This is a genomic window from Phyllobacterium sp. 22552 (assembly GCF_052044585.1).
GTDB lineage: Bacteria > Pseudomonadota > Alphaproteobacteria > Rhizobiales > Rhizobiaceae > Phyllobacterium > Phyllobacterium ifriqiyense.
In genome coordinates this window covers 297550-322392 of the sequence record NZ_JBQENG010000003.1, presented here as the reverse complement: position 1 = coordinate 322392, position 24843 = coordinate 297550, and the positions used below count along the sequence as shown (strand labels likewise).

23 protein-coding genes and 2 tRNA genes are annotated in these 24843 nt (G+C 53.8%); 11 read left to right on the top strand and 14 right to left on the bottom strand.

Annotated elements, in window-relative coordinates; all coding sequences use genetic code 11:
- Position 1 precedes the first annotated feature (1 nt).
- The 4 genes from ACTJI9_RS08770 to ACTJI9_RS08755 form a co-directional block, all read right to left on the bottom strand.
- Positions 2–1210 carry an acetyl-CoA C-acetyltransferase gene (locus ACTJI9_RS08770; protein ID WP_115051330.1) on the bottom strand — a complete coding sequence of 403 codons (1209 nt, stop codon included), beginning with the start codon at positions 1208–1210 and terminating at the stop codon, positions 2–4.
- A gap of 27 nt (positions 1211–1237) precedes the next feature.
- On the bottom strand, positions 1238–2410 hold the full coding sequence (locus tag ACTJI9_RS08765) for an acyl-CoA dehydrogenase family protein (protein ID WP_440807299.1): 1173 nt from the start codon (positions 2408–2410) through the stop codon (positions 1238–1240).
- 66 nt (positions 2411–2476) lie between these two features.
- Positions 2477–4270 carry an acyl-CoA dehydrogenase C-terminal domain-containing protein gene (locus tag ACTJI9_RS08760; RefSeq protein ID WP_115051332.1) on the bottom strand — a complete coding sequence of 598 codons (1794 nt, stop codon included), beginning with the start codon at positions 4268–4270 and terminating at the stop codon, positions 2477–2479.
- 186 nt (positions 4271–4456) lie between these two features.
- Positions 4457–6292 (bottom strand): glycoside hydrolase family 9 protein, encoded by a 1836-nt coding sequence (locus ACTJI9_RS08755; RefSeq protein ID WP_440807296.1) that lies wholly within the window; start codon positions 6290–6292, stop codon positions 4457–4459.
- A 323-nt stretch (positions 6293–6615) separates the two neighbouring features.
- Between ACTJI9_RS08755 and ACTJI9_RS08750 the strand changes: the two genes are divergently transcribed.
- From ACTJI9_RS08750 to ACTJI9_RS08740, 3 genes are all read left to right on the top strand, one after another.
- Complete coding sequence (locus tag ACTJI9_RS08750; RefSeq protein ID WP_440807294.1) at positions 6616–9780, top strand: peptidoglycan-binding protein; 3165 nt, start codon at positions 6616–6618, stop codon at positions 9778–9780.
- A gap of 253 nt (positions 9781–10033) precedes the next feature.
- Positions 10034–10912: a sulfite exporter TauE/SafE family protein gene (locus ACTJI9_RS08745; RefSeq protein ID WP_370878855.1), complete on the top strand. Its 879-nt coding sequence runs from the start codon at positions 10034–10036 to the stop codon at positions 10910–10912.
- Positions 10909–11703, top strand: coding sequence for a TIGR02186 family protein (locus ACTJI9_RS08740; protein ID WP_440807292.1), 795 nt, complete (start codon positions 10909–10911; stop codon positions 11701–11703). Before ACTJI9_RS08745 ends, ACTJI9_RS08740 begins: the two co-directional genes overlap by 4 nt.
- A 3-nt stretch (positions 11704–11706) precedes the next feature.
- Here the strand turns inward: ACTJI9_RS08740 and ACTJI9_RS08735 are convergent, their stop codons facing one another.
- Positions 11707–12621: a methyltransferase domain-containing protein gene (locus ACTJI9_RS08735; protein ID WP_440807290.1), complete on the bottom strand. Its 915-nt coding sequence runs from the start codon at positions 12619–12621 to the stop codon at positions 11707–11709.
- A gap of 5 nt (positions 12622–12626) precedes the next feature.
- A complete protein-coding gene (locus ACTJI9_RS08730) occupies positions 12627–13706 on the bottom strand; it encodes a hypothetical protein (protein WP_440807288.1) in 1080 nt (359 codons plus the stop codon).
- A 210-nt stretch (positions 13707–13916) separates the two neighbouring features.
- Between ACTJI9_RS08730 and ACTJI9_RS08725 the strand changes: the two genes are divergently transcribed.
- Positions 13917–14879, top strand: a complete 963-nt coding sequence (locus ACTJI9_RS08725; RefSeq protein WP_115051339.1) for a nitronate monooxygenase — start codon at positions 13917–13919, stop codon at positions 14877–14879.
- Here the strand turns inward: ACTJI9_RS08725 and ACTJI9_RS08720 are convergent.
- On the bottom strand, positions 14876–15385 hold the full coding sequence (locus ACTJI9_RS08720) for an N-acetyltransferase family protein (protein ID WP_440807286.1): 510 nt from the start codon (positions 15383–15385) through the stop codon (positions 14876–14878). The two genes, ACTJI9_RS08725 and ACTJI9_RS08720, sit on opposite strands and share 4 nt — an antisense overlap.
- Before the next feature lie 38 nt (positions 15386–15423).
- On the opposite strand from ACTJI9_RS08720, the gene ACTJI9_RS08715 reads away from it, so the two are divergent.
- Together ACTJI9_RS08715 and ACTJI9_RS08710 are read left to right on the top strand one after the other, a co-directional pair.
- A complete protein-coding gene (locus tag ACTJI9_RS08715; protein ID WP_440807284.1) occupies positions 15424–15993 on the top strand; it encodes a helix-turn-helix domain-containing protein in 570 nt (189 codons plus the stop codon).
- A 170-nt stretch (positions 15994–16163) separates the two neighbouring features.
- Positions 16164–16239 (top strand) — tRNA-Thr (locus tag ACTJI9_RS08710).
- A 5-nt stretch (positions 16240–16244) separates the two neighbouring features.
- Here ACTJI9_RS08710 and ACTJI9_RS08705 read toward each other — a convergent pair.
- A complete protein-coding gene (locus tag ACTJI9_RS08705; RefSeq protein ID WP_440807282.1) occupies positions 16245–16487 on the bottom strand; it encodes a helix-turn-helix domain-containing protein in 243 nt (80 codons plus the stop codon).
- A 96-nt stretch (positions 16488–16583) separates the two neighbouring features.
- On the opposite strand from ACTJI9_RS08705, the gene ACTJI9_RS08700 reads away from it, so the two are divergent.
- Positions 16584–16910 carry a hypothetical protein gene (locus tag ACTJI9_RS08700; RefSeq protein ID WP_440807280.1) on the top strand — a complete coding sequence of 109 codons (327 nt, stop codon included), beginning with the start codon at positions 16584–16586 and terminating at the stop codon, positions 16908–16910.
- Positions 16911–17041: 131 nt separating this feature from the next.
- Here the strand turns inward: ACTJI9_RS08700 and ACTJI9_RS08695 are convergent, their stop codons facing one another.
- Positions 17042–17620, bottom strand: coding sequence for a TetR/AcrR family transcriptional regulator (locus tag ACTJI9_RS08695; RefSeq protein WP_440807279.1), 579 nt, complete (start codon positions 17618–17620; stop codon positions 17042–17044).
- Between the two features lie 138 nt (positions 17621–17758).
- Between ACTJI9_RS08695 and ACTJI9_RS08690 the strand changes: the two genes are divergently transcribed.
- Positions 17759–18316: a DUF308 domain-containing protein gene (locus ACTJI9_RS08690; protein ID WP_440807276.1), complete on the top strand. Its 558-nt coding sequence runs from the start codon at positions 17759–17761 to the stop codon at positions 18314–18316.
- Between the two features lie 152 nt (positions 18317–18468).
- On the opposite strand, the gene ACTJI9_RS08685 is transcribed toward ACTJI9_RS08690, so the two are convergent.
- Positions 18469–18645: a YegP family protein gene (locus ACTJI9_RS08685; protein ID WP_115051345.1), complete on the bottom strand. Its 177-nt coding sequence runs from the start codon at positions 18643–18645 to the stop codon at positions 18469–18471.
- A 141-nt stretch (positions 18646–18786) separates the two neighbouring features.
- On the opposite strand from ACTJI9_RS08685, the gene ACTJI9_RS08680 reads away from it, so the two are divergent.
- Complete coding sequence (locus tag ACTJI9_RS08680; RefSeq protein WP_440807273.1) at positions 18787–19422, top strand: class I SAM-dependent methyltransferase; 636 nt, start codon at positions 18787–18789, stop codon at positions 19420–19422.
- Between the two features lie 58 nt (positions 19423–19480).
- Here ACTJI9_RS08680 and ACTJI9_RS08675 read toward each other — a convergent pair.
- Positions 19481–19554, bottom strand: a tRNA-Gln gene (locus tag ACTJI9_RS08675).
- Positions 19555–19737: 183 nt separating this feature from the next.
- On the opposite strand from ACTJI9_RS08675, the gene ACTJI9_RS08670 reads away from it, so the two are divergent.
- Both ACTJI9_RS08670 and ACTJI9_RS08665 read left to right on the top strand, forming a co-directional pair.
- On the top strand, positions 19738–21162 hold the full coding sequence (locus ACTJI9_RS08670; protein WP_440807271.1) for a phosphomannomutase: 1425 nt from the start codon (positions 19738–19740) through the stop codon (positions 21160–21162).
- Positions 21163–21397: 235 nt separating this feature from the next.
- On the top strand, positions 21398–22372 hold the full coding sequence (locus ACTJI9_RS08665; RefSeq protein WP_307282499.1) for a LacI family DNA-binding transcriptional regulator: 975 nt from the start codon (positions 21398–21400) through the stop codon (positions 22370–22372).
- 40 nt (positions 22373–22412) lie between these two features.
- On the opposite strand, the gene ACTJI9_RS08660 is transcribed toward ACTJI9_RS08665, so the two are convergent.
- The 3 genes from ACTJI9_RS08660 to ACTJI9_RS08650 are packed head-to-tail and all read right to left on the bottom strand — an operon-like array spanning position 22413 to position 24837.
- Positions 22413–22868, bottom strand: a complete 456-nt coding sequence (locus ACTJI9_RS08660; protein ID WP_307282496.1) for an RbsD/FucU family protein — start codon at positions 22866–22868, stop codon at positions 22413–22415.
- A gap of 18 nt (positions 22869–22886) precedes the next feature.
- Positions 22887–23816 (bottom strand): ribokinase, encoded by a 930-nt coding sequence (gene rbsK, locus ACTJI9_RS08655; RefSeq protein ID WP_440807267.1) that lies wholly within the window; start codon positions 23814–23816, stop codon positions 22887–22889.
- A 25-nt stretch (positions 23817–23841) separates the two neighbouring features.
- Positions 23842–24837, bottom strand: a complete 996-nt coding sequence (locus ACTJI9_RS08650) for an ABC transporter permease (RefSeq protein WP_440807264.1) — start codon at positions 24835–24837, stop codon at positions 23842–23844.
- Between the last annotated feature and the right edge of the window lie 6 nt (positions 24838–24843).

Genomic DNA, 24843 nt, shown 5'->3' with positions numbered 1-24843 from the left:
CTCAAACGCGTTCGATGATGGTTGCAGTGCCCATACCAGCGCCAATGCATAGGGTTACCAGCGCGATATTCAGATCGCGGCGCTCAAGTTCGTCAAGAACCGTGCCAAGGATCATTGCGCCTGTTGCGCCGAGTGGATGGCCCATGGCAATCGCGCCACCATTGACGTTGATCTTGTCACGCGGAATGTCGAATGCCTGCATGTAACGCAGAACGACAGCGGCAAAGGCTTCGTTGAGCTCAAACAGATCGATGTCCGAGATTTTCATCTTGGCGCGCTTCAACAACTTCTCTGTCACATCGACAGGACCAGTCAACATCAGAGCCGGATCAGAACCTATATTGGCAAATGCGCGGATGCGGGCACGCGGTTTGGCCGATAGCGCCTTACCAGCACTCTTGGAGCCAAGAAGAACACCGGCGGCACCATCAACAATACCGGATGAATTACCGGCATGATGCACGTGATTGATAGTTTCAACTTCCGGATGGGCCTGAATGCCGACAGCATTAAAACCGCCCATTTCGCCGGGCATGACAAAGGAAGGATTGAGCGATGCCAAAGCCTGCATATCTGTTGTTGGACGCATATGCTCGTCATGGTCCAGGATTGTCAGACCGTTGACATCCTTGATGTTCAGGACGGAATTCTTGAAATAACCCTTCTTCCAGGCTTCGCCCGCACGCTTCTGACTCTCGACAGCGTATGCATCGACATCATCGCGGGTGAAACCATATTTCGTGGCGATAAGATCGGCCGAGACGCCCTGAGGCATAAAATAGCCCGGCAAGCCGACTGACGGATCCATATACCAGGCACCGCCGGACATGCCCATTCCGACGCGTGACATGGATTCAACGCCGCCAGCGATAACGATATCATCTGCGCCTTGCACAATCTTGGCCGCAGCAAAATTTACTGCATCGAGGCCGGAAGCGCAGAAACGCGATATCTGCATGCCTGGAGCTTTGAAATCATACCCGGCTTCAAAAGCGGAAGAGCGAGGGATAACAGCGCCAGCTTCGCCGACCGGATCGACGCAGCCATAAATGATATCGTCCACCAGGCCAGTGTCCAACCCATTGCGGTCACGCAAGGCTTCGAGAACATGCGCACCAAGGCGAACGGCAGGAACCTCATGCAGGCTGCCATCTTTCTTGCCCTTGCCACGCGGTGTGCGGACGTGATCGTAAATATATGCGTCGGCCATAATATACTCCCTGTTGCTACCGCAGGCTCAAAGGCTGCGGGCGATCAAAAGCTTCATGATTTCGTTGGTGCCGCCATAAATCCGCTGGACGCGAGCGTCACGGAACATGCGGGCGATTGGATATTCATTCATATAGCCGTAGCCACCATGTAGCTGGAGGCACTCATCCACGACCTTGTTTTGCAGGTCTGTCAGCCAATATTTGGCCATCGAGGCTGTCACCGGATCAAGCCCGCCATTTACATGCCGCTCAACACAATGATTGTAGAACACCCGGCCTATCGTTGCTTCGGTTTTTAATTCCGCCAGCTTGAACTGGGTGTTCTGGAACTCGATCACAGCCTTGCCGAAGGCTTTACGCTCCTTCACATAGTCACTGGTAATTGCAATGGCGCGTTCCGCCATGGCAATGGCAGTACCGCCAATTTGCAACCGTTCCTGCGGCAATTGCTGCATTAGCTGGACAAATCCCTGTCCTTCTTCGGTGCCCAAAAGATTAGATGTCGGTACCCGCACCTCGTTGAAGAATAGCTCGGATGTATCATTGGATTTCAACCCGACCTTATCGAGGTTACGGCCACGCTCAAAACCCTCCTGCCCGTCAGTCTCAACAATCAGCAGCGAGGTACCTTTGGCGCCCTGAGCCGGATCAGTCTTGGCGACAACAATGACCAGATTTGCCAATTGACCATTGGTAATAAAGGTCTTTGAACCATTGATGACATAGTGATTGCCATCTTTCTTCGCGCTGGTCTTAACGCCTTGCAGATCGGAACCTGCACCGGGTTCAGTCATGGCAATAGCGCCGATCAATTCGCCAGTTGCCATTTTTGGCAACCATCTCTGCTTTTGCTCTTCTGAGCCATAATGCAGGATATAGGGTGCTACGATGGAATTGTGCAGGGCAATGCCAAAGCCATCGACACCGACATGGCTGATCGCTTCGAGAATGGCGCTTTCATGGGCGTAGGTACCGCCAGAACCACCATATTCCTCTGGCATAGAGGCGCAGAGAAGGCCGTTTTGACCTGCCAGTTCCCATACGGAACGGTCAAAAATTTCCTGCTTTTCAAAGCGGTCATAATGCGGCAGGACCTCGGCCTCAAGGAATTTTGCGGCCATTTCCTGCAGCATGACGACGTCCTCAGTTTTCCATTCAGGCCTTGGAACACCCAACACGTCTTCTGGTCGCACACCCATGACAATCCTCCCGAGATTTGTTAAAGCAGGCCGCGCGACCGCGGCCCGTGGCTGCGTTGCATCAGCTTAGAATGCTTCTGCCGCAAGCGCCATCATTGTATCGGCTCCAGTCTGGATACGTGCCAGATGGGCAGAGGTCTCAGGCATTACACGTTCCATGAAATACTTGCCCGTGATCAGCTTGGTTTCGTAAAACGCTTTGTTTTCTGCGCCATCAGCCAATTTGGCATTTGCCGCCTTGGCCATCTGCGCCCACATATAACCCAGCGACACCAAGCCAAAGAGATGCATGAAATCGGTGGATGCCGCTCCGGCATTGTCCGGATTGGCCATGCCATTTTGCATCAGCCACATGGCCGCTGCCTGCAGGTCATTGAGACCTTTTTTCAAATGCTTGGTGTAGAAGGCAAGCTTCTCGTCACCACGATTTTCTTCGCAGAAGTCGCCGACCTCCTTAAAGAAAGCCATGATAGCGCGGCCGCCATTGGCGCCAAGCTTGCGTCCGACCAAATCCAAGGCCTGAACACCGCTTGCGCCTTCATAGATCATGGCAATGCGCGCATCGCGGACATATTGGCTCATTCCGTGCTCTTCAATATAGCCATGGCCACCAAAAACCTGCTGTGCCATGACGGCATGCTCAAAACCCTTGTCCGTCAGAACGCCTTTGAGCACAGGGGTCATCAGGCTGAGAATATCGTCGGCCAACTGCTTTTCCGCTTCGTCTGCGGAGCGATGTGCAACATCGGATTTCAATGCAGACCAGAGAATGAAGGCCCGCCCTGCCTCGTTGAACGACTTGATCGTCATAAGGATGCGGCGCACATCAGGATGAACGATAAGTGGATCAGCCTTTTTATCCGGCGCTTTTGGACCTGTCAGAGAGCGGCCCTGAATACGCTCACGCGCATAAATGGCGGCGTTCTGATAAGCGATCTCGCCAATTGAAAGGCCCTGCAAGGCAACACCAAGCCGAGCTTCGTTCATCATGGTGAACATGGCGCGCAGGCCCTTGTTCTCGCCACCGATCAAGAAGCCCTTGGCTTCATCATAGTTCATCACGCACGTCGAATTGGCGTGAATTCCCATTTTCTCTTCGATGGAACCGCAGGAGACGCTATTGCGGGTTCCCGGATTGCCATTATCGTCGAGATTGAACTTGGGGACAATGAATAGGGATATGCCCTTTACGCCCTCTGGCGCGCCTTCAATGCGAGCGAGTACCAGATGGACAATATTCTCCGCCATATCGTGCTCGCCAGCGGAAATGAATATTTTCTGTCCTGAAATCTTGTACGAGCCATCGCCATTTGGAACAGCTTTTGTGCGCAACAGTCCAAGATCAGTGCCGCAATGCGGTTCTGTCAGGTTCATGGTACCGGTCCAGGTGCCGTCAACCATCTTTGGCAGATAGGCTTGCTTTTGCTCATCCGTTCCGTGCGTAAGGATTGCGGCAATAGCCCCTTGCGTAAGCCCCGGATACATGACCAGCGCCATATTGGCTGAAGCCATATATTCACCAACCGCCACATGGAGCGCGTATGGCAGGCCCTGCCCACCGAATTCCTGGGGTACAGCCAATCCGACCCAACCACCTTCGCGATACTGATCAAATGCCTGTTTGAAGCCTTTCGGCGTTGTTACCGAACCATCGGCATTGCGTACACAGCCTTCCCGGTCGCCTGATTGATTAATCGGGAACAGGGTGTTTTCCGCAAGCTTTGCGCCTTCGCCGAGGATTGCGTCAACGATATCCGGCGACGCATCTGCAAATCCTTCAAGATTATTGTAACGCTCAAAACCCAGAACATCATTGAGAACAAAAAGCGTGTCTTCAACGGGCGCGCGGTAACTCGGCATAAGCTTCCTCCAAAACAAAAACGAGTAAAAACAGCACGCAGAGCATCCGTGCTGCCAATATTTCGTACTTCTTAGCAAATTTTGACGTTTCCGTAAACGTCAAAATTTGCAGGCACTGGCTTTTTTGAAACGGCAGAGCATGTACATCATGATTTGAAATGAACAATGCAAGATCAGAAATACGGATCACTTCGTGCGTGTATTGTCGAGAAAATTGGCAATGTAGACCAGAGGGGCATTCCAGTTGATCGTAATCTCGTTGGAGCCATAGGCTTCAATATCGTCAAGATAGCATCGCTGGGGAGCGCAGCCAGCAAGCTTCTCCTTGGAAATATCATCAACAAGCGACGAGTTTGCGCCTCCCGCAAGAGAACCCGGCGGCGGATTAGGCAGGTCGGAATCAATTTGGTGAGCAAACCAGCGGCTATGCTGATTCTTTGAAAAAATCGTGCCGTATCCTGTAATATAAGAAATGTTCATGGCATTGCGGCCCAGAAGATAATCCATGCTTTCGCGAACGCTATCGAGATATTCCTGCTTATCGCTCAAATCGTAAGCAGCGGACACGACGATCATATTCTGCAGGATGGAATGATTGCTCCCCCAATCATATCGGCCATTGTCGGGATGATATATTTGTCCGAATGGCTCTTTCTTCTGGAGTTCAATAAAATCCACGGCAGCGTCAATTACAGAGGTTCTAGCGTCATCCCAGTCCTCCCTTCCCAGCAGCTTGCTTGCGTAAAGAGCGAGGTGCAAACGAGCAAGCCCGGCAACATTCGCCCAGTCGAAGGCACCATGCCCGCCCCGGCTGAAGACGTCACCACGCCAGTGCGGCGAGCTTTTGATTGCGGAAAGATAGATCGTATCGCCCGTCGCAAGATAAAGTTCAGCGGCGGCCCAATAGAATTCATCACTGACATCATCATCGCCATAGGCGCCACCGCCGTGGAAATTTGCCCATGGCGCAATAATATCAGGATGGGCTTGTGCGGCAGACCATGCCTGTTTTGCCGAGGTCAAAAGCCGTGTTGAAAATGTTTCGTCGTAATTCTTGAACACGCGGGAACCCTGGGCTGCGACGGCCGCCAGATTCAGAGTGGCTGCCGTGGAAGGAGCATAAAGTGCGCGCGGTTGCGGATCATTATGAGGCAGCATGGGCACACCGGTCCAACTTGTATCGTGAACCTTATGATGAACCATGCCAGCCAATCGCTCCTCATGCGGAACCACCATTTTCAGCATGAATTCCAATTCCCACCGCGCCTCATCGAGAATGTCCGGCACGCCATTGCCCTGCTCCGGCAAACGTGACCGCCTGTCGCTCAGGACTTTTTCGGCATTGCTGGCAAAGAGCTTTCCCCGCTCGACTGTGTCCATAAGCTGGGAAACAGCGATACCACCATTCACGACATACTTGCCTTGGTCACCTGCATCATACCAGCCACCCGTCACGTCGAGCTTGTAGCTGCAGTCCCATTTTAATTCGGTATAAAATTTTGCAGCGGCGTCGCGATCAAGACATGGAACAGATGTGTCGCCCACGTTCGGTGCAATGCCCAAATGTCCTGCGGGGCGCGCATAGAGTGATCCGGCAATATCCTTTCTGATTTCTGTGCCACTTCGGGCCAGATAAAACCAGGATTGCGCATCCACACTCAACCGATCATAGATATTGGCTTCGATGGAAAAAACCGGGCTCGTGCTTTCGCCCACGACCAGATGATAGCCTTCGCCTGTCTTACGATAATTTGTGAAATCCGCCAGATGGGTTTTCAGTCCCGCCATCGCGTCGAAACCCATAGGCCTCGTCCTGCCCTTCAACACCGGTACATTTTCAGCATCCACAAGCTGAAATTCCAAAGGCGCATCTGACGGCGATATAATCGTCGCCAGCTTTGGTCCATCCGGCAAATAGCCAAGTTGGTTGGTGCGAATGGACAATTCATCTGCAAAGGCGACCGCTGATGCAATATGGGCAAATACCGCGACCAACAGCAGCAATAAACAGCGATGTATCATTCAATATTTCTCCGCAGGATGCAGACTGCAATCGGTTATCTGAGCTTTCGCGCGTTGTATCAGATCCCTGCCACGAAATTAGTCGTTATTTTAGCGCTTTAACCGGGGTCTTAACCACTTGTTTACCACGTTTCGCCAATGTCAACGTGACGGTGAACCGTGTCTATAAGTGATTTGTTTTTCACGGCTTGTCGGAACGCATGGGGCATGGGCCCCGGCTCTCCGGATTGGCCCCGACGCGCAACGCGGCCTCGGCTTTCCTTCGAGCATCCACAGTATAAATTGCCAGCCAACTGGCGAGTTAATTTGAGCAGCAGACGTTCATGACGAACCAGAGGTCACTGATGGAACAGGTCAATGTCAATCGCGCCCGCCGCGATGCCACGTCGCTGGACAATCTCAATCGCACGCTCGAAGCACTCGAAAGCCAGTTGCGCAATGCCATGCGGCCCAAAGCGCCGGAAAACGAGCAGGACGGCAGTGATATTGCTGATCGCTTTGCTGCATTGGCTTCGCGCGCCGGATTGGCATCACCATCCCGCCGTGAGGTTGCGCCTGCAAGCCCGCTGCAAAATGGCAAGCATGACCTTTCTGCCATAGCCGCGCAATTAAAGCAGTTGCGTACGGAAATGCGTGATGATGCTGAAACATCCAATAATTCGATCTTGCACAATACGACGCTAAATCGGCTGCAGCAGTCATCGGCACCTGCCAACCATTTTAACAATAAGCAGTTGGACAACGATCCGGCAGCGATTTCCATGCTGCGGGGCGACCTTAACGAATTGAAGCAGGCAGTAGCCAAACTTGGCCGCAATGATGCACCTCAACACAATGCTTCAATGCCAGTCCGCTATATGCAGCAGATCGATGATCGCCTCGACGAAATAAGTCGGGCGCTCGTTGCGACCTCCCACCAGACACCAGCACGCTTTGCCGAAGCCGATGCTTTTGAACGCCTGGAAGCGCGCATCGCATCATTGGCAAGCAGCGTGCAAGCAACAACGCCAGATCGCACTTCTGATGTCATACTGCAACGCATGGGCGAACTGGCACAGCGTGTTGACCATCTCGCCGAACAGGCCAAGCGCCCCGCTATCAACATTGATGCGCTTTCCGAACATCTTGCCGCCGTAGCGCGTCATTTGCAGAATGCGCCTGCCGCCATCAGCATTTCGGATTTCCGCGATCTTGAAGATCGGGTACTGCAGGTCATCGAAAAGCTCGAAGCCATGCCGCAGCAGTCTGCGATTGATCCCCTCTTCAGTGCCACGATCGATCAGCGATTTGCAGAGCTTACGCAGCGGCTCGACGATCACCACCAGATGAGCGAGCATAGCGGTATCCGACTGTCAGACAGTATTGAATCGCGCTTCGATGATATGGCCCGCTTCATTTGGGAAAGCGCTCCGCAAAATAATAAGACTTCCGACGCTATCCATAATCTCGAATTGCAGATTGCGGGTCTTGCAGAGCATTTAGCCAAGTCCAATGATCACTACGCTGAAATGGCCGCCATTCCTCCCCGTCTGGAAGCAATTGAGGAATCAATCGCCGCCAACCGGGATTTTATTGTCGAAACCGCGCGTAATGCTGCCGTTGAAGCTGTCCGCAATATTTCTGGCGTGACGAATGTCCATGATAGCGCGGTTGCACGCGAACTTGCTGGCGACCTGAAGACTCTTGAAAGTCTTGCCCGCAAGTCGGAAGACCGGAATACAAAGACATTTGAAGCGATCCACGACACGCTGTTGAAGATCGTTGATCGTCTGGCATCTTTGGAAAGCGGACCTGTTCCAGTCTATCGTCATGTTCAGGATACCGTAACAAATGAACCGACGATAACCGAACCTGCTTTTGCAACTCCGACGTTCTCCAAGTCCGAAGAAATATCTCCCGAAGCAACAGCCGCTTACAATAGCGAGATGGCTGACCCTGAGCCGAATGCAAAGACATCGATATTTGGAGGTCTGACCCGCGGTCTGAAGAGCCGTAGCAAACAAGCTCCGGCACAAGACCCAGAAACCGACATGGGGCGCGATGAACCCGATTTGAAGCTGGATATCGATCCAAGCCTGCTTAATCGTCCGCTTGAGCCGGGTTCCGGCATGCCTGATCTGAATTCCATTCTCAAGCGTGTGCGCGAAGATCGGCGCGAGATGCAACTGGCTGGATCCGGCAACGGCAAGGCGGATTTCATTGCCGCCGCACGCCGCGCAGCACAGGCTGCGGCATCGGAAATGGAGAATCAGCAAAATTCACCATCCACAGCCGATGAACTGGCTGGCGAGGATCACCCCAAGCGGAGTTTTCTCGCAAGGCAGCGCAAACCTATTCTTTTGGCCATTGGCGCCATTATGATTGCTATTGCCGGACTGCAGTTGAAGGCAACCTTTCTGGACCATCCTGTCGCACCTCAAGCTACAGCGTCCAAAGCCGCGCCAGCCAAGGTCGTGGAAAAGCCCGCTCCGGTAGCAGCTGCACGCGAACTTGCAGCGGTGCAACCTGCGCCGGTAAGCGTGGAAAGTGTTATTGCTGCGCAGCAACAAATGCCGGCGACCGTCAATGAAGCGGTCGACACCAGCATGACAACCCAATCCGTGCCGCCGAAGTCATCTGAGCCCGTGGCGATCCCTGCCATCCCAACCGATGGATTGCCGGATGAACTTCACACAGCTGTCGTCTCTGGCGATAACAAGGCGCTGTTTGAAATTGGCGACCGCTACATGGATGGGCGTGGCCTTGCGAGCGATTATGGCAAAGCCGCCGAGTGGTACAGGCTGGCCGCAGAGCGCGGTTTTGCTCCTGCTCAATACAGGATCGGCAACTTCTACGAAAAAGGGCTTGGCGTAGACCGCGATGCCGCGAAGGCCAAGCACTGGTACGAACTTGCCGCCAATCAAGGCAACGCCAGCGCCATGCATAATCTCGCAGTACTGTTGGCCGCCGGGACAAATGGCGCACCGGACAATGAAGCGGCGGCACGCTGGTTCACGCGTGCTGCCGAGCTTGGCGTCAAGGATAGCCAGTTCAACCTTGCCATACTTTCGGCGAAGGGCGTTGGCATGAAGCAAAATCTGGAAGAAAGCTACAAATGGTTTGCCATCGCGGCGCAAGCCGGTGATAGCGATGCTGCTTCCAAGCGTGAGGATGTTGCGCACGCGATGACTCCCGATCAGCTTGCCCGTGCCAAGGCTGCCTTTGCCCTGTGGAAGCCAAAGGCGATGGATGCCGACGCCAATGCGCTGAATATTCCTGAACAATGGCGCGAAACGCCTGTGAAGACCGGTTCGCTCGACATGGAAAAGGCCGTGCGCAACATCCAGCTGATTTTGAACAAGAACGGCTATGATGCTGGTGGTTCTGACGGGAGAATCGGCTCTAAAACCCGCGAGGCGATCATGGCGTTCCAGAAGGATAATGGTCTGAAGCCGACCGGCAATATCGACAAGGATCTGGTACAAAACCTGTTGAAGAAAAACGGCTGAACGCTCCAAGCGCTTTGCCGTGATAAAATTGCCTCAGGACCCGAAAAAATCCATTGCGACAAAGGGTTTCGCGTTTAAACCTATATTAAAGTCAAACTCTCAGTCTAAACTCCAATAAAGCCCGCAAGCGAGCAAGAAACCTTAAAGAATTGCTGTCATCGTGGTGCTTGAGCACCATAATGGGGTTTGAAGAGACTTGGGTATTTACCTGCCAATAGCCGAGATTTCGGTCAATATCTTCGTGCTGTTCGGCATGGGAGCGGCTGTGGGATTCCTGTCTGGCATGTTTGGTGTCGGTGGGGGATTTCTCATCACCCCGCTCCTGATTTTCTACAACATTCCCCCTGCTGTCGCCGTTGCGACGGGTGCAAATCAGGTCATCGCCTCTTCTTTCAGCGGCGCTCTTACGCATTTCAAGCGCGGCACGCTGGACGTCAAACTTGGGTCATTGCTGGTTATAGGCGGCATTGTTGGTGCTGGCATAGGCATTTATGTTTTCGTTCTCTTGCGCGAACTTGGTCAGCTGGATCTGATAGTTTCCCTGCTTTACGTGGTCTTCCTGTCAACAATCGGTGGTCTGATGCTTTATGAAAGCGTCCAGGCCATGCGACGAACCCGAGCAGGACAATTGGCAACGTTGAAAAAACCGGGGCAGCACAATTGGGTGCACCGGCTTCCATTCAAAATGCGGTTTCGTGCCTCAAAGATCTATGTGAGCATTATTCCAATTCTGGTATTGGGGGCAGCAATTGGCTTCCTGTCGTCAATTATGGGTGTGGGTGGTGGCTTCATCATGGTTCCAGCCATGATCTATCTGCTTAAAATGCCGACCAATGTCGTTATCGGCACGTCGCTCTATCAAATCGTCTTCGTTACCGCCTTTGCAACAATCATGCAGGCAACCACCAACCAGTCGGTCGATATTGTGCTTGCGTTTCTGTTGATGTCCGGCGGTGTCATCGGCGCGCAATATGGAGCGCGTATCGGTCAGAAATTGCGCGGCGAGCAACTGCGCGCCTTGCTGGCTATGCTGGTTCTCGCTGTTGGCCTGCGTCTTGCTATCGAGCTTTTTGTCACTCCTGATGATCTTTATTCGATCAGCCTTGCAGTTGTAACCGGGGGCGGCTTATGAGGCTGGCCCGGTATTCATTCATTCTGCTTGCCGCATTTCTTGCCGGGCAACCTGCCCTGGCCCAACAGCGTCCGGCAAATACGGAAACAGTGGAGATTGGCCTTTCGACCGATACGATTGCAATCACCTCGGGCTTTCGCGGCACTGACCTGATCGTATTCGGGGCCTTGGATAATGCCGACCCGCTCATTCAACGGCAGGGGCGCTACGATATTGTCGTGGTTCTAGAAGGACCGGAACGCAGTTTTGTTGTCCGCCGCAAGGACCGCTATCTGGGTATTTGGGTCAATGCCGAATCTGCCTCGTTCCAGCACATTCCAGCGTCCTATTCCCTTGCCTCCACGCGAAATCTACAGGACATTGCGACGCCGAAAATCTTCACGCAGCTTGGGCTTGGCGTGAACAATATGTACTATGAACCGATGCCGGACGGTTTCAGCTCCAGTGAATCACTCAAGGAATTCACGACCGAATTGCCGCGCCTCAAGCTTAAGCAAAGGCTGTATAACCAGCGTCCCGGCGATGTTCAGTTTTTGTCGGCGACTCTTTTCCGCGCGACGCTATCCCTGCCTGCCAATGTTCCTGTTGGCAAGCATGTGGCGCGGGCTTTTCTCTTCCGCAATGGTGAGTTCTTGCGCGAAAATGCCACCAGTCTCAATATTGTAAAGGCTGGGCTTGAGTTCCGCATTTATCGTGCAGCGAACCAATATAGCTTGCTTTACGGTATTTTCGCCGTGTTGCTGGCCGTGGTTACCGGCTGGGCTGGCCGCCTGATTTTCCGTAAGGATTGATCCTCAATCCCGCAGTCTTGCAACAATAATCAGCCCTTGCAGAGGTTCGCCGCGATCAAGCCGAATGGTTTCTCTGGCAAGCGAGACCAAAGCCATGCCCTGCGCCGACAAAAGCCGCTCTATATAGGATTGCGAGTGGGTATAGCGTAGCGAAGGTTGCAGGATCGGCTCATCGCTGCCCTCTTGATTTTCGACCGAAAAGACAAAGAGTCCATCCACCGCCAGTGACTTTGCGATCGTTGCAAAGGCGCGCTCAAGATCGCCCACATATACGAAAACATCGGCGGCAATCACAAGATCGAGGCTACCGGGTTCCACCTCGAATTCGTTGACATCGCTCTTGCGTAGATCATCATAGATTTGCTTTTCGGCAGCCTTTTGTAACATGGCTTCCGACAAGTCCATTCCGTCCAGACGGTCAGCGACCGGTCGCACATATGGACCCATCAAACCCGTGCCGCAGCCCAGATCAAGCGCCCGATGATATCTGCGTGCACCGCCATGCACTTCAATGGCTTGTGCCAAAAGCTCTGGAACGCGATAGTCGAGTTTGTCTAGCAAGGCGCTTTCAAAAGTCGGCGCATAGGCGTCAAAAAGAGTTTCGACATAGGCCAAAGGCGGCGTTGCAGGCACTTGCGCATAACCGGTCGCGGCAAGCTTCAGGCCTGCCCCAAAGCGATCTTCCGGATCGCATTCCAGCACCTTGCGCCAAGCCGCAGCAGCTGATTCATGCTGCCCGGCGGCTTCCCACATTTCACCGAGGCGAAACCGCCCTGCAGTCCAACCCGGAACAAGTTCCAGCGCCTGCGCCATAAGATCGGCGGCAGCGGCATGATCGCCGCTGTCGAACAGCATATCAGCATAGGAAGCGCGGCGGTCGGCTATCAGATCACCAGATGAGTGGAACGCACGCGCCACTATTGTCAGTTCGTGATCTGCACGCGGATGGCGATAATATCGACAACCTTGCCGGTTTGGGAAATATCCGAATTGATCCTGATGGCGCCATTGCCCGAAGGTTTCTTGTCGGCGGGAAAATCAACCTGCACAAGATATTCCTTGCTGGCGTCGGAAACATCGTAGCGCTTGCGGCCACATTCGCCCAGATTGCCGAAGTTGCAACTGACCGCCATTTGCGTCGCGGTGCCATCCGGCGTCCTTGCCACGATATCAAACAGCGCGGTCTTGCCCGCCAGTTGCTGCAATACGCCCTCACCGATCTGGAAGCTGATCTCATCTGCTTCGCTCGGCGATTTTATACGCAGATATTTCTGCACCTGATCGCCATCAATGGTTGCCGTTGCCCGCCCCGAAACGGAAACCTGTGTTGTATCCGAAGGTTCGAAAATGCCAATCCACGTACCTTCGCTGGGCAATTGCCCTTCTTTCAAAGGTTCGTGGCTGCCGCTGGCTGCTGGATTGCCCGTGCTGGCCGGGACGCTGGAAGGCTTCGAATTGATTATGCCCGTCGCCACCATCCACAATACAACGATCGCGACGACAAACAGGGCAAGAACAATCAAAAGCTTTGTCAGGCCTGTAGCCTTCTTGCTCTCCTGGCGCTGCTTTTTCTCGCGCCGGTAACGATCTTTCTTCACATAGTCTGGGCGTTCATTGCCGGCAGTAAAAGGCCTGTCTGTGGCCAGTTCCGGAGCACCGAGCTCTGGGGCTGGTGCGTTGCCGATGGTCGGCTCGATACGTGCATCACGGCCACGAGGGGCCGCAGGCGCTGCGGAAAAGCTTGGCTCACGCGGCTCGACAACCGGCGCTGGCGCAGCATTAACTACCGGGCGCGCAGCCTGCGCTTCATTTTCGATCTTGGTAATGGCGAGCTTCAGGCGCTCGCGCCGCTCCTCGCGCTGCGCGTCGTCAAGCGCCCCATTGGCCGCCAGCGAACGCTCATGCGCGCCCCAGGCCGACTCGTAAACCTTCTGCCGTATTGCAGGGTTCTTGGCATCAGCCTTGGCCAATGCATTGCGGATTGCTTGTTCGATCGCTTCCAAACCGACGATTATCCCTTAAAAGAATCAGAGGCTAGCCATAACCTATCTGACTGCTTATTCAAGACAGAGGCGGCGCAATCATGGCCGCATCATACTTTTTGATGAGATCATTTTTGGTCCACATAGCTTTTGCTTGCTCAAAATCAAAGGCATGATAAAAAGGCTTACGTTTACGCAAACGTCAAAATTTGTCATATCTGGGAGGTAGTCATGGCATTGCCGGAAATTCTGAAGAAAAACCTGCGGATTCCGGTTGTCGGAGCGCCCTTATTCATCATTTCCCATCCGGCTTTGGTCATTGCGCAGTGCAAGGCTGGCATTGTCGGCTCCTTCCCCGCGCTCAATGCAAGGCCGGAAGCTCAGCTTGATGAATGGCTGGCGGAAATCACCGAGGCTCTGCGCGACCATGACGAGAAGAACCCGGACAGCCCCGCCGCGCCTTTTGCGGTCAATCAAATCGTCCACCGCTCCAATAAGCGACTAGAACATGACCTGACCATGTGCGTGAAATACAAGGTGCCTATTGTCATCTCGTCGCTGGGCGCAGTTCCCGAGGTAAATGACGCGATCCATTCCTATGGCGGCATTGTCCTGCATGACATCATCAACAACCGCCACGCAAACTCCGCCATCCGCAAGGGCGCCGATGGGCTGATTGCCGTTGCCGCCGGTGCAGGCGGCCATGCGGGCCCGCTCTCCCCCTTCGCGCTTGTACAGGAAATCCGCGAATGGTTTGACGGCCCGCTGCTGCTTTCCGGCGCTATAGCCACAGGCAAGGCCGTGCTGGCCGCGCAGGCCATGGGCGCAGACCTTGCCTATATCGGCTCCTCCTTCATCGCCACTGAAGAAGCGCGCGCTGTTGACGACTACAAACAGATGATTGTCGATAGCGCCTCTTCCGATATTGTCTATTCCAACTATTTCACCGGCATTCACGGCAATTATCTGAAACCATCCATCGCCAAATCGGGCATGGACCCGGACCATTTGCCCGAAGCCGACCCTTCCAAGATGGATTTCGAAGCGGCGACCACCGGCGCAAAAGCCTGGAAAGACATATGGGGCTGCGGCCAGGGTATCGGCGCAATCAAACAGATTGTTCCGGCAGGCGAACTCGTCGCGCGGCTTGAGCGTGAATATAAGGAAGCCAAGGCAGCGCTCTGCGCCGCCTAACGCGCAGCCGCCTTGTCCAGGACGATCTGCATAAATGTCAGATCAAGCCATTTGCCGAATTTGGTTCCTACTTCCGGCAGATGGCCAACCACCTGAAAGCCAAGTTTTTCATGCAGGCGGATGGAAGCTTCGTTGCCGGATTCAATACCGGCAACCATTACGTGCTTGCCCAGCTCGCGCGCTTTTTCAATCAACGCCAGCATGAGCATCTTGCCGATACCACCGCCACGCGCAGTCTTATGGACATAGACCGAATGTTCCACCGTGTGGCGATAGCCCTCAAAGGCTCGCCAATCGCCAAACGATGCATAGCCGGTGACTTGCCCCTCATTATTGACACTGACAAGCACGGGGAAACTCTTTGACTGCCGGTCGAGAAGCCAAGCCTTGCGATTATCGAGATCAACCAGCGTCTCATTCCAGATCGCCGTCGTGTTGAGCACAGCATCATTGTATATTTCCAGGATAATTGGGAGATCCGATTCCACAGCCGCACGCACAATCACAACTTGCACCTTTAATATTTGTCTACTATAATTCTAATATGTCTCATAAACTAGATAATGTCGATCAAAAAATTGGCTCCCGCATCCGCATAGAGCGGGAAGCACGCGGCTGGTCTCTGACAGAACTTGCACAAAAATCCGGCGTCTCCCGCGCCATGATCAATAAGGTGGAACGCGGCCAGAGCAGCCCGACAGCCATGCTGATGGCGCGGTTTTCCGGCGCCTTTGGCTTGAGCATGTCAACATTGATGGCGCGAGCGGAAATGCAGGCGGGGCGTTTGCTGCGTCGTGGTGACCAACCCATATGGACCGACCCGGAAAGCGGCTATACTCGGCGCCATGTCTCGCCCGTCTCGGACCTTCCCATGGACGTGGTTCATATCGACCTGCCGCCACAGACGCGTGTGCCGCTGCCTGCCTCGGCCTATATTTTCCTGCGCCAGTTGATCTGGGTTCTTGGCGGGACACTGACCTTCATCGAGGGGGAGACGACCCACACCTTGCAAGAAGGCGATTGCCTTGAGCTTGGCACCCCCAGCGACTGCGTGTTCGCCAATGAGACGAATGCGCCCTGCCGCTATGCCGTGATCGTGCTGAGCAAGCGCTAGAGTGCACTGACGAGAGGGCTTGCCGCTTGTTCACGCATAAAGGGATTGTGGGTATTTGCGTCAAAGCTGGCATCGCAAGGCTTGCAATTTAGCCACAATGACGATATCAGGCGCGTCATCCACGGCCGATCAAGTTTGGCCGCTTTTGGATCAGGGAAACCAGCGTTCCCGCCGCTTTAGCTCAGTTGGTAGAGCACATCATTCGTAATGATGGGGTCCTCGGTTCGATTCCGGGAAGCGGCACCAGCCGGTTATTTAACACGATTTACATACTCTTTGAAAGCTTCAATTGGGTCTACACCTAAAGCGCGCGTATAAGCGATGAATTCCGCAATATCTATTCGTCGTTCGCTCCCTTCCACTTTCGCAATATATGATTGTGGCTTTCCAAGCCTTTCAGCAACGAACTTTTGTGTAAGTCTGTTGTCTAGCCGAATGCCCTTGAGCAACAAGACCAGTTCTGTATAGCCATCAGAATGTAGCGATTTCATCATATGCCTCAATCGGATCATGAGGCATTTGGAATAATCCCACTTTCGGATTATCCCATTTTAGGATACTACTCATCTAGCCAATGGATGTTTAGATAGATGGATAATTACAATTTCTGGGCTGATTTTCTTGATACCTTTCAATCGTCACCCGACTGGATCAAGGCCCTATGGCTGCTCATCCCGCCCGGTTTTCTGCTTGGCCTTATAGCGATTGTGATGCGCTTCAGCATGGCAAGCAAACAGATGAATCATACCTCAAAGGGTGAACTGATTTATTCAATCCACCGCGATGCGGGAAATCAGCTGCATATCGTCAGGCATATCCCACTTATCGACGGTAACCCGGCATTGCTCATGCTTGATCCACCAAAAGCCAATGAGCACGCCTCTCAAAATGCAAAACCCCTTGCTCCGCCCGCATAGGAAGGCGTCAGAGCGCGCAAGTAGCTAGTGCCAGTATTAGCGCGGGCCAAGCAGCCGCCAAGCCCGCCTCGGGCAACCTCGGAGCACCTATGGGCTGTGATAAAGGCAAGCGTAGCGTGCTCTTCCGCTGATTACTTCGTTAGTTTGGCAATCTGGCTGCTGATGATTGCGATGAACAATCCGGGATCGTCAAAAGCCCTTGCAGAGAGCATAGCCCCATGAACCGAAGCCATCAGCATTTGGGCCTCCCCTTCCGGGGACCTGTTCAACCGGAACAGACCCTGCTCCGCTCCTGCGCTCAGCACCGCCGCAAGCCATGTTGCAAGGCTTTGGAAATGGGCGCGCACGCGCGAGGCGACCTCATCGGGCAGCATCTGCATCTCGCCAGCCAGCATCGCGCAGACGCAAAAGGGCTGCGAGGCATCGCGGATGCATGTGTCCCAGTAATTCAAATAGGCCTGCAACTGTTCGTCAGGGCTAGCAACCTGGCTTCGCAGCGAGCTCAAACCCGCTTCAGCCTGCCCCCGGTAACGGTCCACCAGCACGGCAACCAGCTCGGCCTTTGTCGGAAAGTGATGGTGGATACTCGCCTTTCGGATGCCTATTGCAGCCGAAATATCAGCATAGCTGAATCCGTTATAGCCACCCGCGACGATGAGAGACTGCGCGATGTCGAGAATCTTTTCTGAAGTGGAAGCCATTGATTTCATAAGCTCGCCTACCTTCTGGTAGGCTGGATGTCAAGACCATGCGCCGCCGCCCCTTTCACAATGAGGTGTTCAGAAACTGGGTTGACTCTCGATTTTAACCTTCCTACTAGTAGGTAGATTTCAAACAGGAAAACGTCCATGCAAACTCAACCTTCAACCCCGTCCAACTGGCTGCGAAACTATTATTTCACACGCGCCATCTTCTCTGTCGCGTGGGTTACCGCCGCCATTCTTTTCAACGCGCAATCCTCTTTCGTCGTGCTTCTGCTCGTCATCTATCCGGCATGGGATGCGCTCGCCAATCTGGTTGATGCCCGTGTCAATGGCGGCTTGAAAGCCAATCCGTCTCAAGGGTTCAATGTCGTGGTCAGCACGATAACAACCATCGCCGTTATCATTGCTGTCAGCAACAGCATGTATGCGGTTCTGGCCGTGTTCGGCGTTTGGGCGATCTTTTCAGGTTTGTTGCAGTTAAATACGGGTCTGAAGCGCTGGCGTTCTTATGGCGCGCAATGGCCGATGATCCTGAGCGGCGCACAATCGGCCCTCGCCGGTGGCTTCATGATCAGCCAATCCATCGGCACTGTGGTGCCGACGATTCTGGAAATCGTTCCCTATGCAGCCTTTGGCGCGTTCTATTTCCTGCTTGCGGCAATCTGGCTTGTCGTCACAGTCTATCGCAAAGCAGAGGCGTAGGGGTCGTCGCTCTCTATTTGCGATCTGATAAAGCTTAGCTGTCCTGTTAAGCACAGACCTAAACCAAACGTGCCGTCGCAGTAGCAATGCGGGCAAAAAATTGGCCGGGCAGGCGCAGTCTATGCGCCTGCCCGGCGCCATATAATATAGGCTTAGCTTATGTCTTCGACAGGAGCGCTTGGACCATTTTTCTTGATTGAATCAATGGCGTTTTGCGCGCTGGACTTGGATGTATAACCCTCGGTCGAGAACATGACTTCGCTGTTATATTTAAAGCGAACGCGAAACTCGCCAGCTTTGTCTTTATAAATTTCGAACTTGTGGGCCAAAATATAGCTTCCTTTTGCAAGCGTGAATCACACAACCTCAACGTGCCATTTGCAAAGACTATTGACAAGGGTTGCATTGGTGCCAGTCTCCCCTCGGCTTGGCCGACCTATCTGCCATTCAAACAAACAATGAGCGCCATTATGAACACTGCGAGTGACGCCCGTTTCTGGGACCGATCTTCACGGAAATATGCGGCGGGCAAAATCGCAGATCAGGCCGGATATGAGCAAACGCTGAACCGGACCCGCGCTCTGTTACAGCCGGGCGACAGAGTATTGGAGCTCGGCTGTGGCACAGGCACGACGGCGCTGCGGCTTGCGGGCAGTGTACAAGCCTATCTCGCGACGGATATTTCCAGCGAGATGATCGCGATTGCCGAAGGCAAGCGGGCAGCAGACCCCATTGCAGGGCTTTCCTTCCGCGTCGCCACAGCCGAAGGATTGGCGCTCAGCGATGGCCCATACAACGCCGTTCTCGGTTTTAATTATCTCCATCTGGTCCGCGATCTGCCCGGCACGCTGCGCCATATCCATGCCTTGCTCGCGCCTGGCGGGCTGTTTATCTCCAAGACGCCCTGCGTCGGCGAGATGAACCCACTCATTCGGCTGGTCTTGCCGCTTATGCGAGCGGTCGGGCTTGCGCCCTACGCCGGTGTCTTCCGGGCTGCGGAGCTTAGCCAGATCATCAGCGCCGCTGGCTTTAGCATTCTTGCCTCGGAGAACCACGCAACCAAGGGAAATGACAATCGGCCCTATATCGTCGCGCGCAAGCAGTGACCAAGCGTGGTTGTCACGGTAGCGGGCGGGAGAATTTGCATAATCGGGGATTGATATTTGGCTGGGGAACCTGGATTCGAACCAGGACTAACGGAGTCAGAGTCCGTGGGTCTACCGTTAACCTATTCCCCAACAGTTGCCCGAGGGACAACAGTGATGCGGGTCGTCATATAGTTGAAATCAATCGGCTTGCAAACCCCTTGATCGCATCTTTTGACAATTGTTTTATCTTGTCGAAAAGGCTGCCCTGATCATAAACTGTTATATATGTGCATTACCACATATGCGCAGGCCCGGGGGCATGAAGAATAAACAATGACAAGCTTGAAATTTGGAACGAGCGGCCTTCGCGGTCTGGTAAGCGAACTTCCCGATGCGATTTGCCGGGCCTATACGCTGGCATTCCTGCGTCACATGCAAAAGGCTCATGCTATTGCGCCAGGCGGCAAGCTGCTGGTCGGTTATGATCTGCGCGAGAGCAGCCCGCGAATCGCCGCCGCCTGTATCGACGCTGCCCGGGTTTTCGGTATGGAGGTTGAAAATAGCGGCCCTCTGCCGACGCCTGCGCTGGCTCTGCGGGCGCTTGCCCAAAAGCTTCCGGCTATCATGGTTACTGGCAGCCACATTCCCGCTGACCGCAATGGCTTGAAATTCTATCGGCCGGATGGCGAGATCGACAAGAGCGATGAGGCGGGTATTCTCGCCGTGCTCGACCTTGCCGGGAATGATATCCCCGTTCCCGATGATGCCGGGGATATTTCGCCAAAGGCGCTGGCAGAATATGAAAATCGGTGCATATCCATGCTCGACGCCGGAGCACTTGCAGGCAAGCGCATCGGCGTCTATCAGCATAGCTCGGTCGGGCGCGATCTGATCGTGCGCGTGCTCGGCGCACTGGGCGCGGAAACGGTCGCCATCGCCCGTTCGGATGTATTTGTGCCAGTGGATACGGAAGCATTGCGGCCTGAAGATATTACGCTGGCCGCTGGCGCTGCCGAAAAATACCGACTCGATGCAATGGTCTCAACCGATGGCGATGCGGATCGCCCGCTGGTTGCCGACGAAACCGGGACCTTTATTCGCGGCGATAGTCTTGGCTTGCTGACGGCGCGCTTTTTGAATGCCGATGCCGTCGTGACACCCGTCACCTCCAATACAGCTATTGAGCTAAGTGGCCTTTTTGCCAAGGTCTATCGCACAAAAGTAGGCTCGCCCTATGTCATTGAGGCGATGCAACAGGCTGCCAGGGATGGCTATCAGCGGATCGTCGGCTTTGAGGCCAATGGCGGTGTGCTGCTAGGTTCAAATGTTGATTTGGGCGGCGGCACTGTGGTGGCATTGCCTACGCGCGATGCCATGCTGCCGATCATCGCGGTGCTTGGTATGGCGGCGAGAGACAAGGTGCAGGTGTCGAAATTGCTGGAAGACCTTCCCGCGCGCTTCACGCGGAGCGGCCGCATTGAGCATGTTGAATCCAGCAAGAGCAGCCCATTCCTGCAGGCTTTGCTTGACGATGAGCAACGCGCAAGCTTTTTTGCCCAGCTCGGCATTATTGAGGCTAATGACGCCATTGATGGTATACGCATTGTTTTTGCGACTGGTGAGGTGGTCCATTATCGCGCCTCGGGCAATGCGCCAGAATTGCGCTGCTATGCGGAAGCTGCAACTGATGCGCGGGCCGAACAATTGCTTGAGTGGGGCTTGCAAAGAGCTGGCGAGCACTTACGCAAATATGGCTGAGCTGGCCTCACGGGAATAGAGCATGCGATTGGAGTAAGGCTGAGACCAATTGTCAGCTGGTTGTCTGATTCTAACTGCCTTGGGCGCGCTCGTAGCGACTGTTAGCATCAACAAGGCTTCAGTTAAGTATATGTATCTGGTGGCGTTTACGAATTTGACATTTGTATAAGAGTTTGCGACCGGAGGGGATACAAGTGTCAAATTCACTCCACTAGCGATTCGGAAAAGGTTCTCGATGGTCAACATTAAGGACGTAGCGGCGCGGGCCAATGTTTCCGTCGGTACAGTCTCTCGCGTGCTGGCCAAAAACGAAACCGTCGGGAAAGAACTGCGCGAGCTGGTAGAGGCAACCATCCGGGAGCTGAACTTCCGGCCAAGCGGCGTTGCAAGGGGCTTGAGACGCAGCCGAACCGATATGATCGGTCTGGTTATTCCCGATATTACCAATCCGTTTTTCGCAGAACTTGCAAAACACGTGGAAGCCAGCGCGTCGCAAGCCGGTTTTTCCGTTTTGCTGTCCATCACCAATGATGATCCGAAGATCGAGCTTTCACAGATAGAAACTCTGCTTCGCAGTTATCCGACCGGCTTGATCGTCGTTCCCACGCAATTTGGCGCACCTGCAAAGTGGCAGAGCGATATTGCGACTGTGGCTGTAGACCGCCGCTTGAAAAATTATCCGCTGATTTCGGTGGATCATTATGCGGGCGCTGGCCTTGCCGCGCAGCACCTTTTGCAACTCGGCCATAGGCGTATTGCCTATATTGCGGGGCCCAATGAATCCCCCGTTTCCCGGGAGCGACGCAAAGGGTTTCTAGATACACTTATTGCCGCCGGCATTCAGCCAGAGGTCGTAGAGGGGCATTTCGATTATCAGTCGGGTGAGGTTCTGGGAAAACACTTGCTGAGCAGTCCTGAAGACGTCCGCCCCACCGCAATCGCTACCGCCAGCGACCAGCAAGCTATTGGCTTGATGCGCGCGGCGAGCGATCTTGATCTTAAAGTTCCCGATAATCTCTCAATCATCGGATTCGACGATATTCCGCTCGCTAATCTGATCACGCCAAGACTGACCACGATCAGCCAGCCTGTGGAACAAATCGCAGCGCGAGCAGTGGCGTTTGTTATCGGTGAAAACGCCGCGGGTACCAACGCCGGATTGCTTGATGCGACGTTGGTTATACGCAATTCAACGGCTGCACCGCGCTAAACACTCGTAAGCATCTAGTGGAGCGGCCTTTGCTCCAGGCTCAAGCGTTATCCGGCGCAATGACGCCCTTCGTCAGGATAAAGCATCCATAAAAGCGGCGCTCACCTGTTGCGATAACGCAGTAGGCGTTTTTGGCATGCTCATAAAACGCCATCCGGTCGATTGAAACCATTGGCCAATGCTTGCCTTCAGCCTGATCAATCTCCGCCTGCATTTCGATTTGCACATCCGGCACTTCGTCAGGGCTTCCGACAATCTCCATTCGCGCCGCTGCGTCGTCGATGAATGTATCAAGCGGCATAACCGAAAGGATCGCTCGGGCAGCACGTGGCGCCGTTACGGCGTCGATACGCAAAAGACGGCCCAATTTCGTTTGCCGTGCGATGGAATCGCCCGGGAAATTGGTGTCGCAAATAACAAGCCGGTCACCATGCCCCATGGATTTCAGGGCGTAGAGAACATCGGCATTCAGCAGCGGATCGAGATTCTTCAGCACGGTTGCTTACCTCTTCATTTAAGCGGATTGGGTGGTCAGAAACTGCTCGAATTCCCTGGCTGTGGAATAGGACTTCTGCGTGCCTGGGCGTGTGATGGAATCTGCCGCATAAATGGCAGCTTTCTTCAGCGATGGTTCAAGTTCACCGGTTTCGACATAGAACCGCGCGAAGCTGCCTATAAAGGCATCGCCAGCGCCGGTTGTATCTTTCGGCGTGACCTTGACCGGAGCAATCATTGTTGATTGATCTTTTGTTATCAAGCGGGCTCCGCGCGCGCCCAGCGTGACGATGACTGTGCGTATACCTTTGGCGATCAGCGACCGCGCTGCTTGTTCGATTTCGTCATCTGTTCCCGTCGGCAATCCGGTCAACAAGGCTAGCTCAGACTCGTTAGGAACGACGAAAGTGGCTGTCGTGACTTTTGAAGGATCCAAATCCGGTGCAGCAGGTGCCGGATTGAGAATTGTTTCAATTCCATGTTTTTCGGCAAAGGCGAGCGTGTAATACACAGTTTCCAGCGGCACTTCCAACTGCATCAGTATCAGACTGCACTTTTTCAAATCGTCCGCCGCCGCATCAATGTCAGCAGGCTTCAGATCATTATTGGCACCCTTGATAATGAGGATGGAGTTTTCACCCGTTTCATCAACGAATATTGGCGCAACGCCGCTCGATTTGCCGGGAACTGTCCCGACATGGGAGATATCAATTCCGTTGTCTTTGAGATTATTGATCGTGCTTTGACCAAAAACATCATCACCTACTTTGGTGAGCATCAAAACGTCAGCACCAAGTCTTGCCGCAGCAACAGCCTGATTTGCGCCCTTGCCGCCAAAGCCCATGGAAAACTCAGGCGCTTCCAGTGTTTCACCGGGTGCAGGCATGCGGATGATCGATGTGACCAGATCAGTCATGTTGCTGCCGACCACTGCGATGCGTCGTGCCATATGTATGTCCCTCAAATTACAACTCTTATCTATCTGTATTGCGGAAAGCATTCAGGGCAATAACGATGAGCAGAAATCCACCCCATATGAAATCGATCAGATGGTTGGAGAACCGCAATATCTGGAAGCCGGAAGAAAGCAGCATCAGCGCAATCAATGCAATGGAGACGCCAAGCACCCTGCCTTTGCCGCCCGCGGGGTTGGTGCCTCCAAGAACGGCAATCAAAACAGCTTGCAGAAGATAGGATGCACCATAATCCGACTTGGCAGCATTTGTGCGGCCGGAAAGGATAATCCCGGCAATGGCGGCCATCATGCCTGTCAGCATATAAGAATAAAGGATCATGCGATCCTTGCGCAGACCGGCAAAAATTGCAGCGCGGGGGTTGGTACCGATGAGCATCAGGTTGACGCCGAAGGTTGTACGCGTCAGCAGGAGGGCGACTGCACCTGCTACGATAACGAACAGCACGAATGGCGTTGCCAAGCCCAGCACCTTGCCATTGCCAATGAAGTTCCAGCCATCCGGAAAGCCCGTTATTGCGGGACCGCCGGTGAGAACCACGGCAAGACCAGTGAAAATCTGTCCAGTTCCCAGCGTCGCAAGGATAGGCGTAATCCGCAGCTTCGAAATCAGGAACCCGTTCAATAATCCCGCCAGCAATCCGATGCCGAGCGCGAGCAATATGCCGATACCTGTATAGAGCAGGATCATCCCGGTGGATTGATCTGTTCCGACAATGACCGAGTGGAAGAATACGCCGGCAAGAATACCGGCAAGATTGGCAATGCCTACCACCGACAGATCGATGCCGCCGGTCAGCATGGCAATCATCATGGCAATCGCCAGAATGCCAAGCTCAGGCATGATGTAGGTAATGGACTCAAAATTATAGTAGCGCAGGAACTTGTCCGGATTCAGCCATGACATCAGTGCAAACACCAGAATGGTTATGGCAATAAGCTGCAGGATATTGCGGTCCTGCCCGAAAATACGTTTGGCGATTGAACGGTCTGACATTGTGCT

Coding starts and splice junctions, on each gene's coding strand:
- ACTJI9_RS08670 (WP_440807271.1), top strand. CDS start 19,738: ATGACAAGCTTGAAATTTGGAACGAGCGGCCTTCGCGGTCTGGTAAGC.
- ACTJI9_RS08680 (WP_440807273.1), top strand. CDS start 18,787: ATGAACACTGCGAGTGACGCCCGTTTCTGGGACCGATCTTCACGGAAA.
- ACTJI9_RS08755 (WP_440807296.1), bottom strand. CDS start 6,292: ATGATACATCGCTGTTTATTGCTGCTGTTGGTCGCGGTATTTGCCCAT.
- ACTJI9_RS08745 (WP_370878855.1), top strand. CDS start 10,034: ATGGGAGCGGCTGTGGGATTCCTGTCTGGCATGTTTGGTGTCGGTGGG.
- rbsK (WP_440807267.1), bottom strand. CDS start 23,816: ATGGCACGACGCATCGCAGTGGTCGGCAGCAACATGACTGATCTGGTC.
- ACTJI9_RS08760 (WP_115051332.1), bottom strand. CDS start 4,270: ATGCCGAGTTACCGCGCGCCCGTTGAAGACACGCTTTTTGTTCTCAAT.
- ACTJI9_RS08705 (WP_440807282.1), bottom strand. CDS start 16,487: ATGATGAAATCGCTACATTCTGATGGCTATACAGAACTGGTCTTGTTG.
- ACTJI9_RS08700 (WP_440807280.1), top strand. CDS start 16,584: ATGGATAATTACAATTTCTGGGCTGATTTTCTTGATACCTTTCAATCG.
- ACTJI9_RS08770 (WP_115051330.1), bottom strand. CDS start 1,210: ATGGCCGACGCATATATTTACGATCACGTCCGCACACCGCGTGGCAAG.
- ACTJI9_RS08765 (WP_440807299.1), bottom strand. CDS start 2,410: ATGGGTGTGCGACCAGAAGACGTGTTGGGTGTTCCAAGGCCTGAATGG.
- ACTJI9_RS08690 (WP_440807276.1), top strand. CDS start 17,759: ATGCAAACTCAACCTTCAACCCCGTCCAACTGGCTGCGAAACTATTAT.
- ACTJI9_RS08695 (WP_440807279.1), bottom strand. CDS start 17,620: ATGAAATCAATGGCTTCCACTTCAGAAAAGATTCTCGACATCGCGCAG.
- ACTJI9_RS08750 (WP_440807294.1), top strand. CDS start 6,616: ATGACGAACCAGAGGTCACTGATGGAACAGGTCAATGTCAATCGCGCC.
- ACTJI9_RS08650 (WP_440807264.1), bottom strand. CDS start 24,837: ATGTCAGACCGTTCAATCGCCAAACGTATTTTCGGGCAGGACCGCAAT.
- ACTJI9_RS08715 (WP_440807284.1), top strand. CDS start 15,424: ATGTCTCATAAACTAGATAATGTCGATCAAAAAATTGGCTCCCGCATC.
- ACTJI9_RS08665 (WP_307282499.1), top strand. CDS start 21,398: ATGGTCAACATTAAGGACGTAGCGGCGCGGGCCAATGTTTCCGTCGGT.
- ACTJI9_RS08740 (WP_440807292.1), top strand. CDS start 10,909: ATGAGGCTGGCCCGGTATTCATTCATTCTGCTTGCCGCATTTCTTGCC.
- ACTJI9_RS08725 (WP_115051339.1), top strand. CDS start 13,917: ATGGCATTGCCGGAAATTCTGAAGAAAAACCTGCGGATTCCGGTTGTC.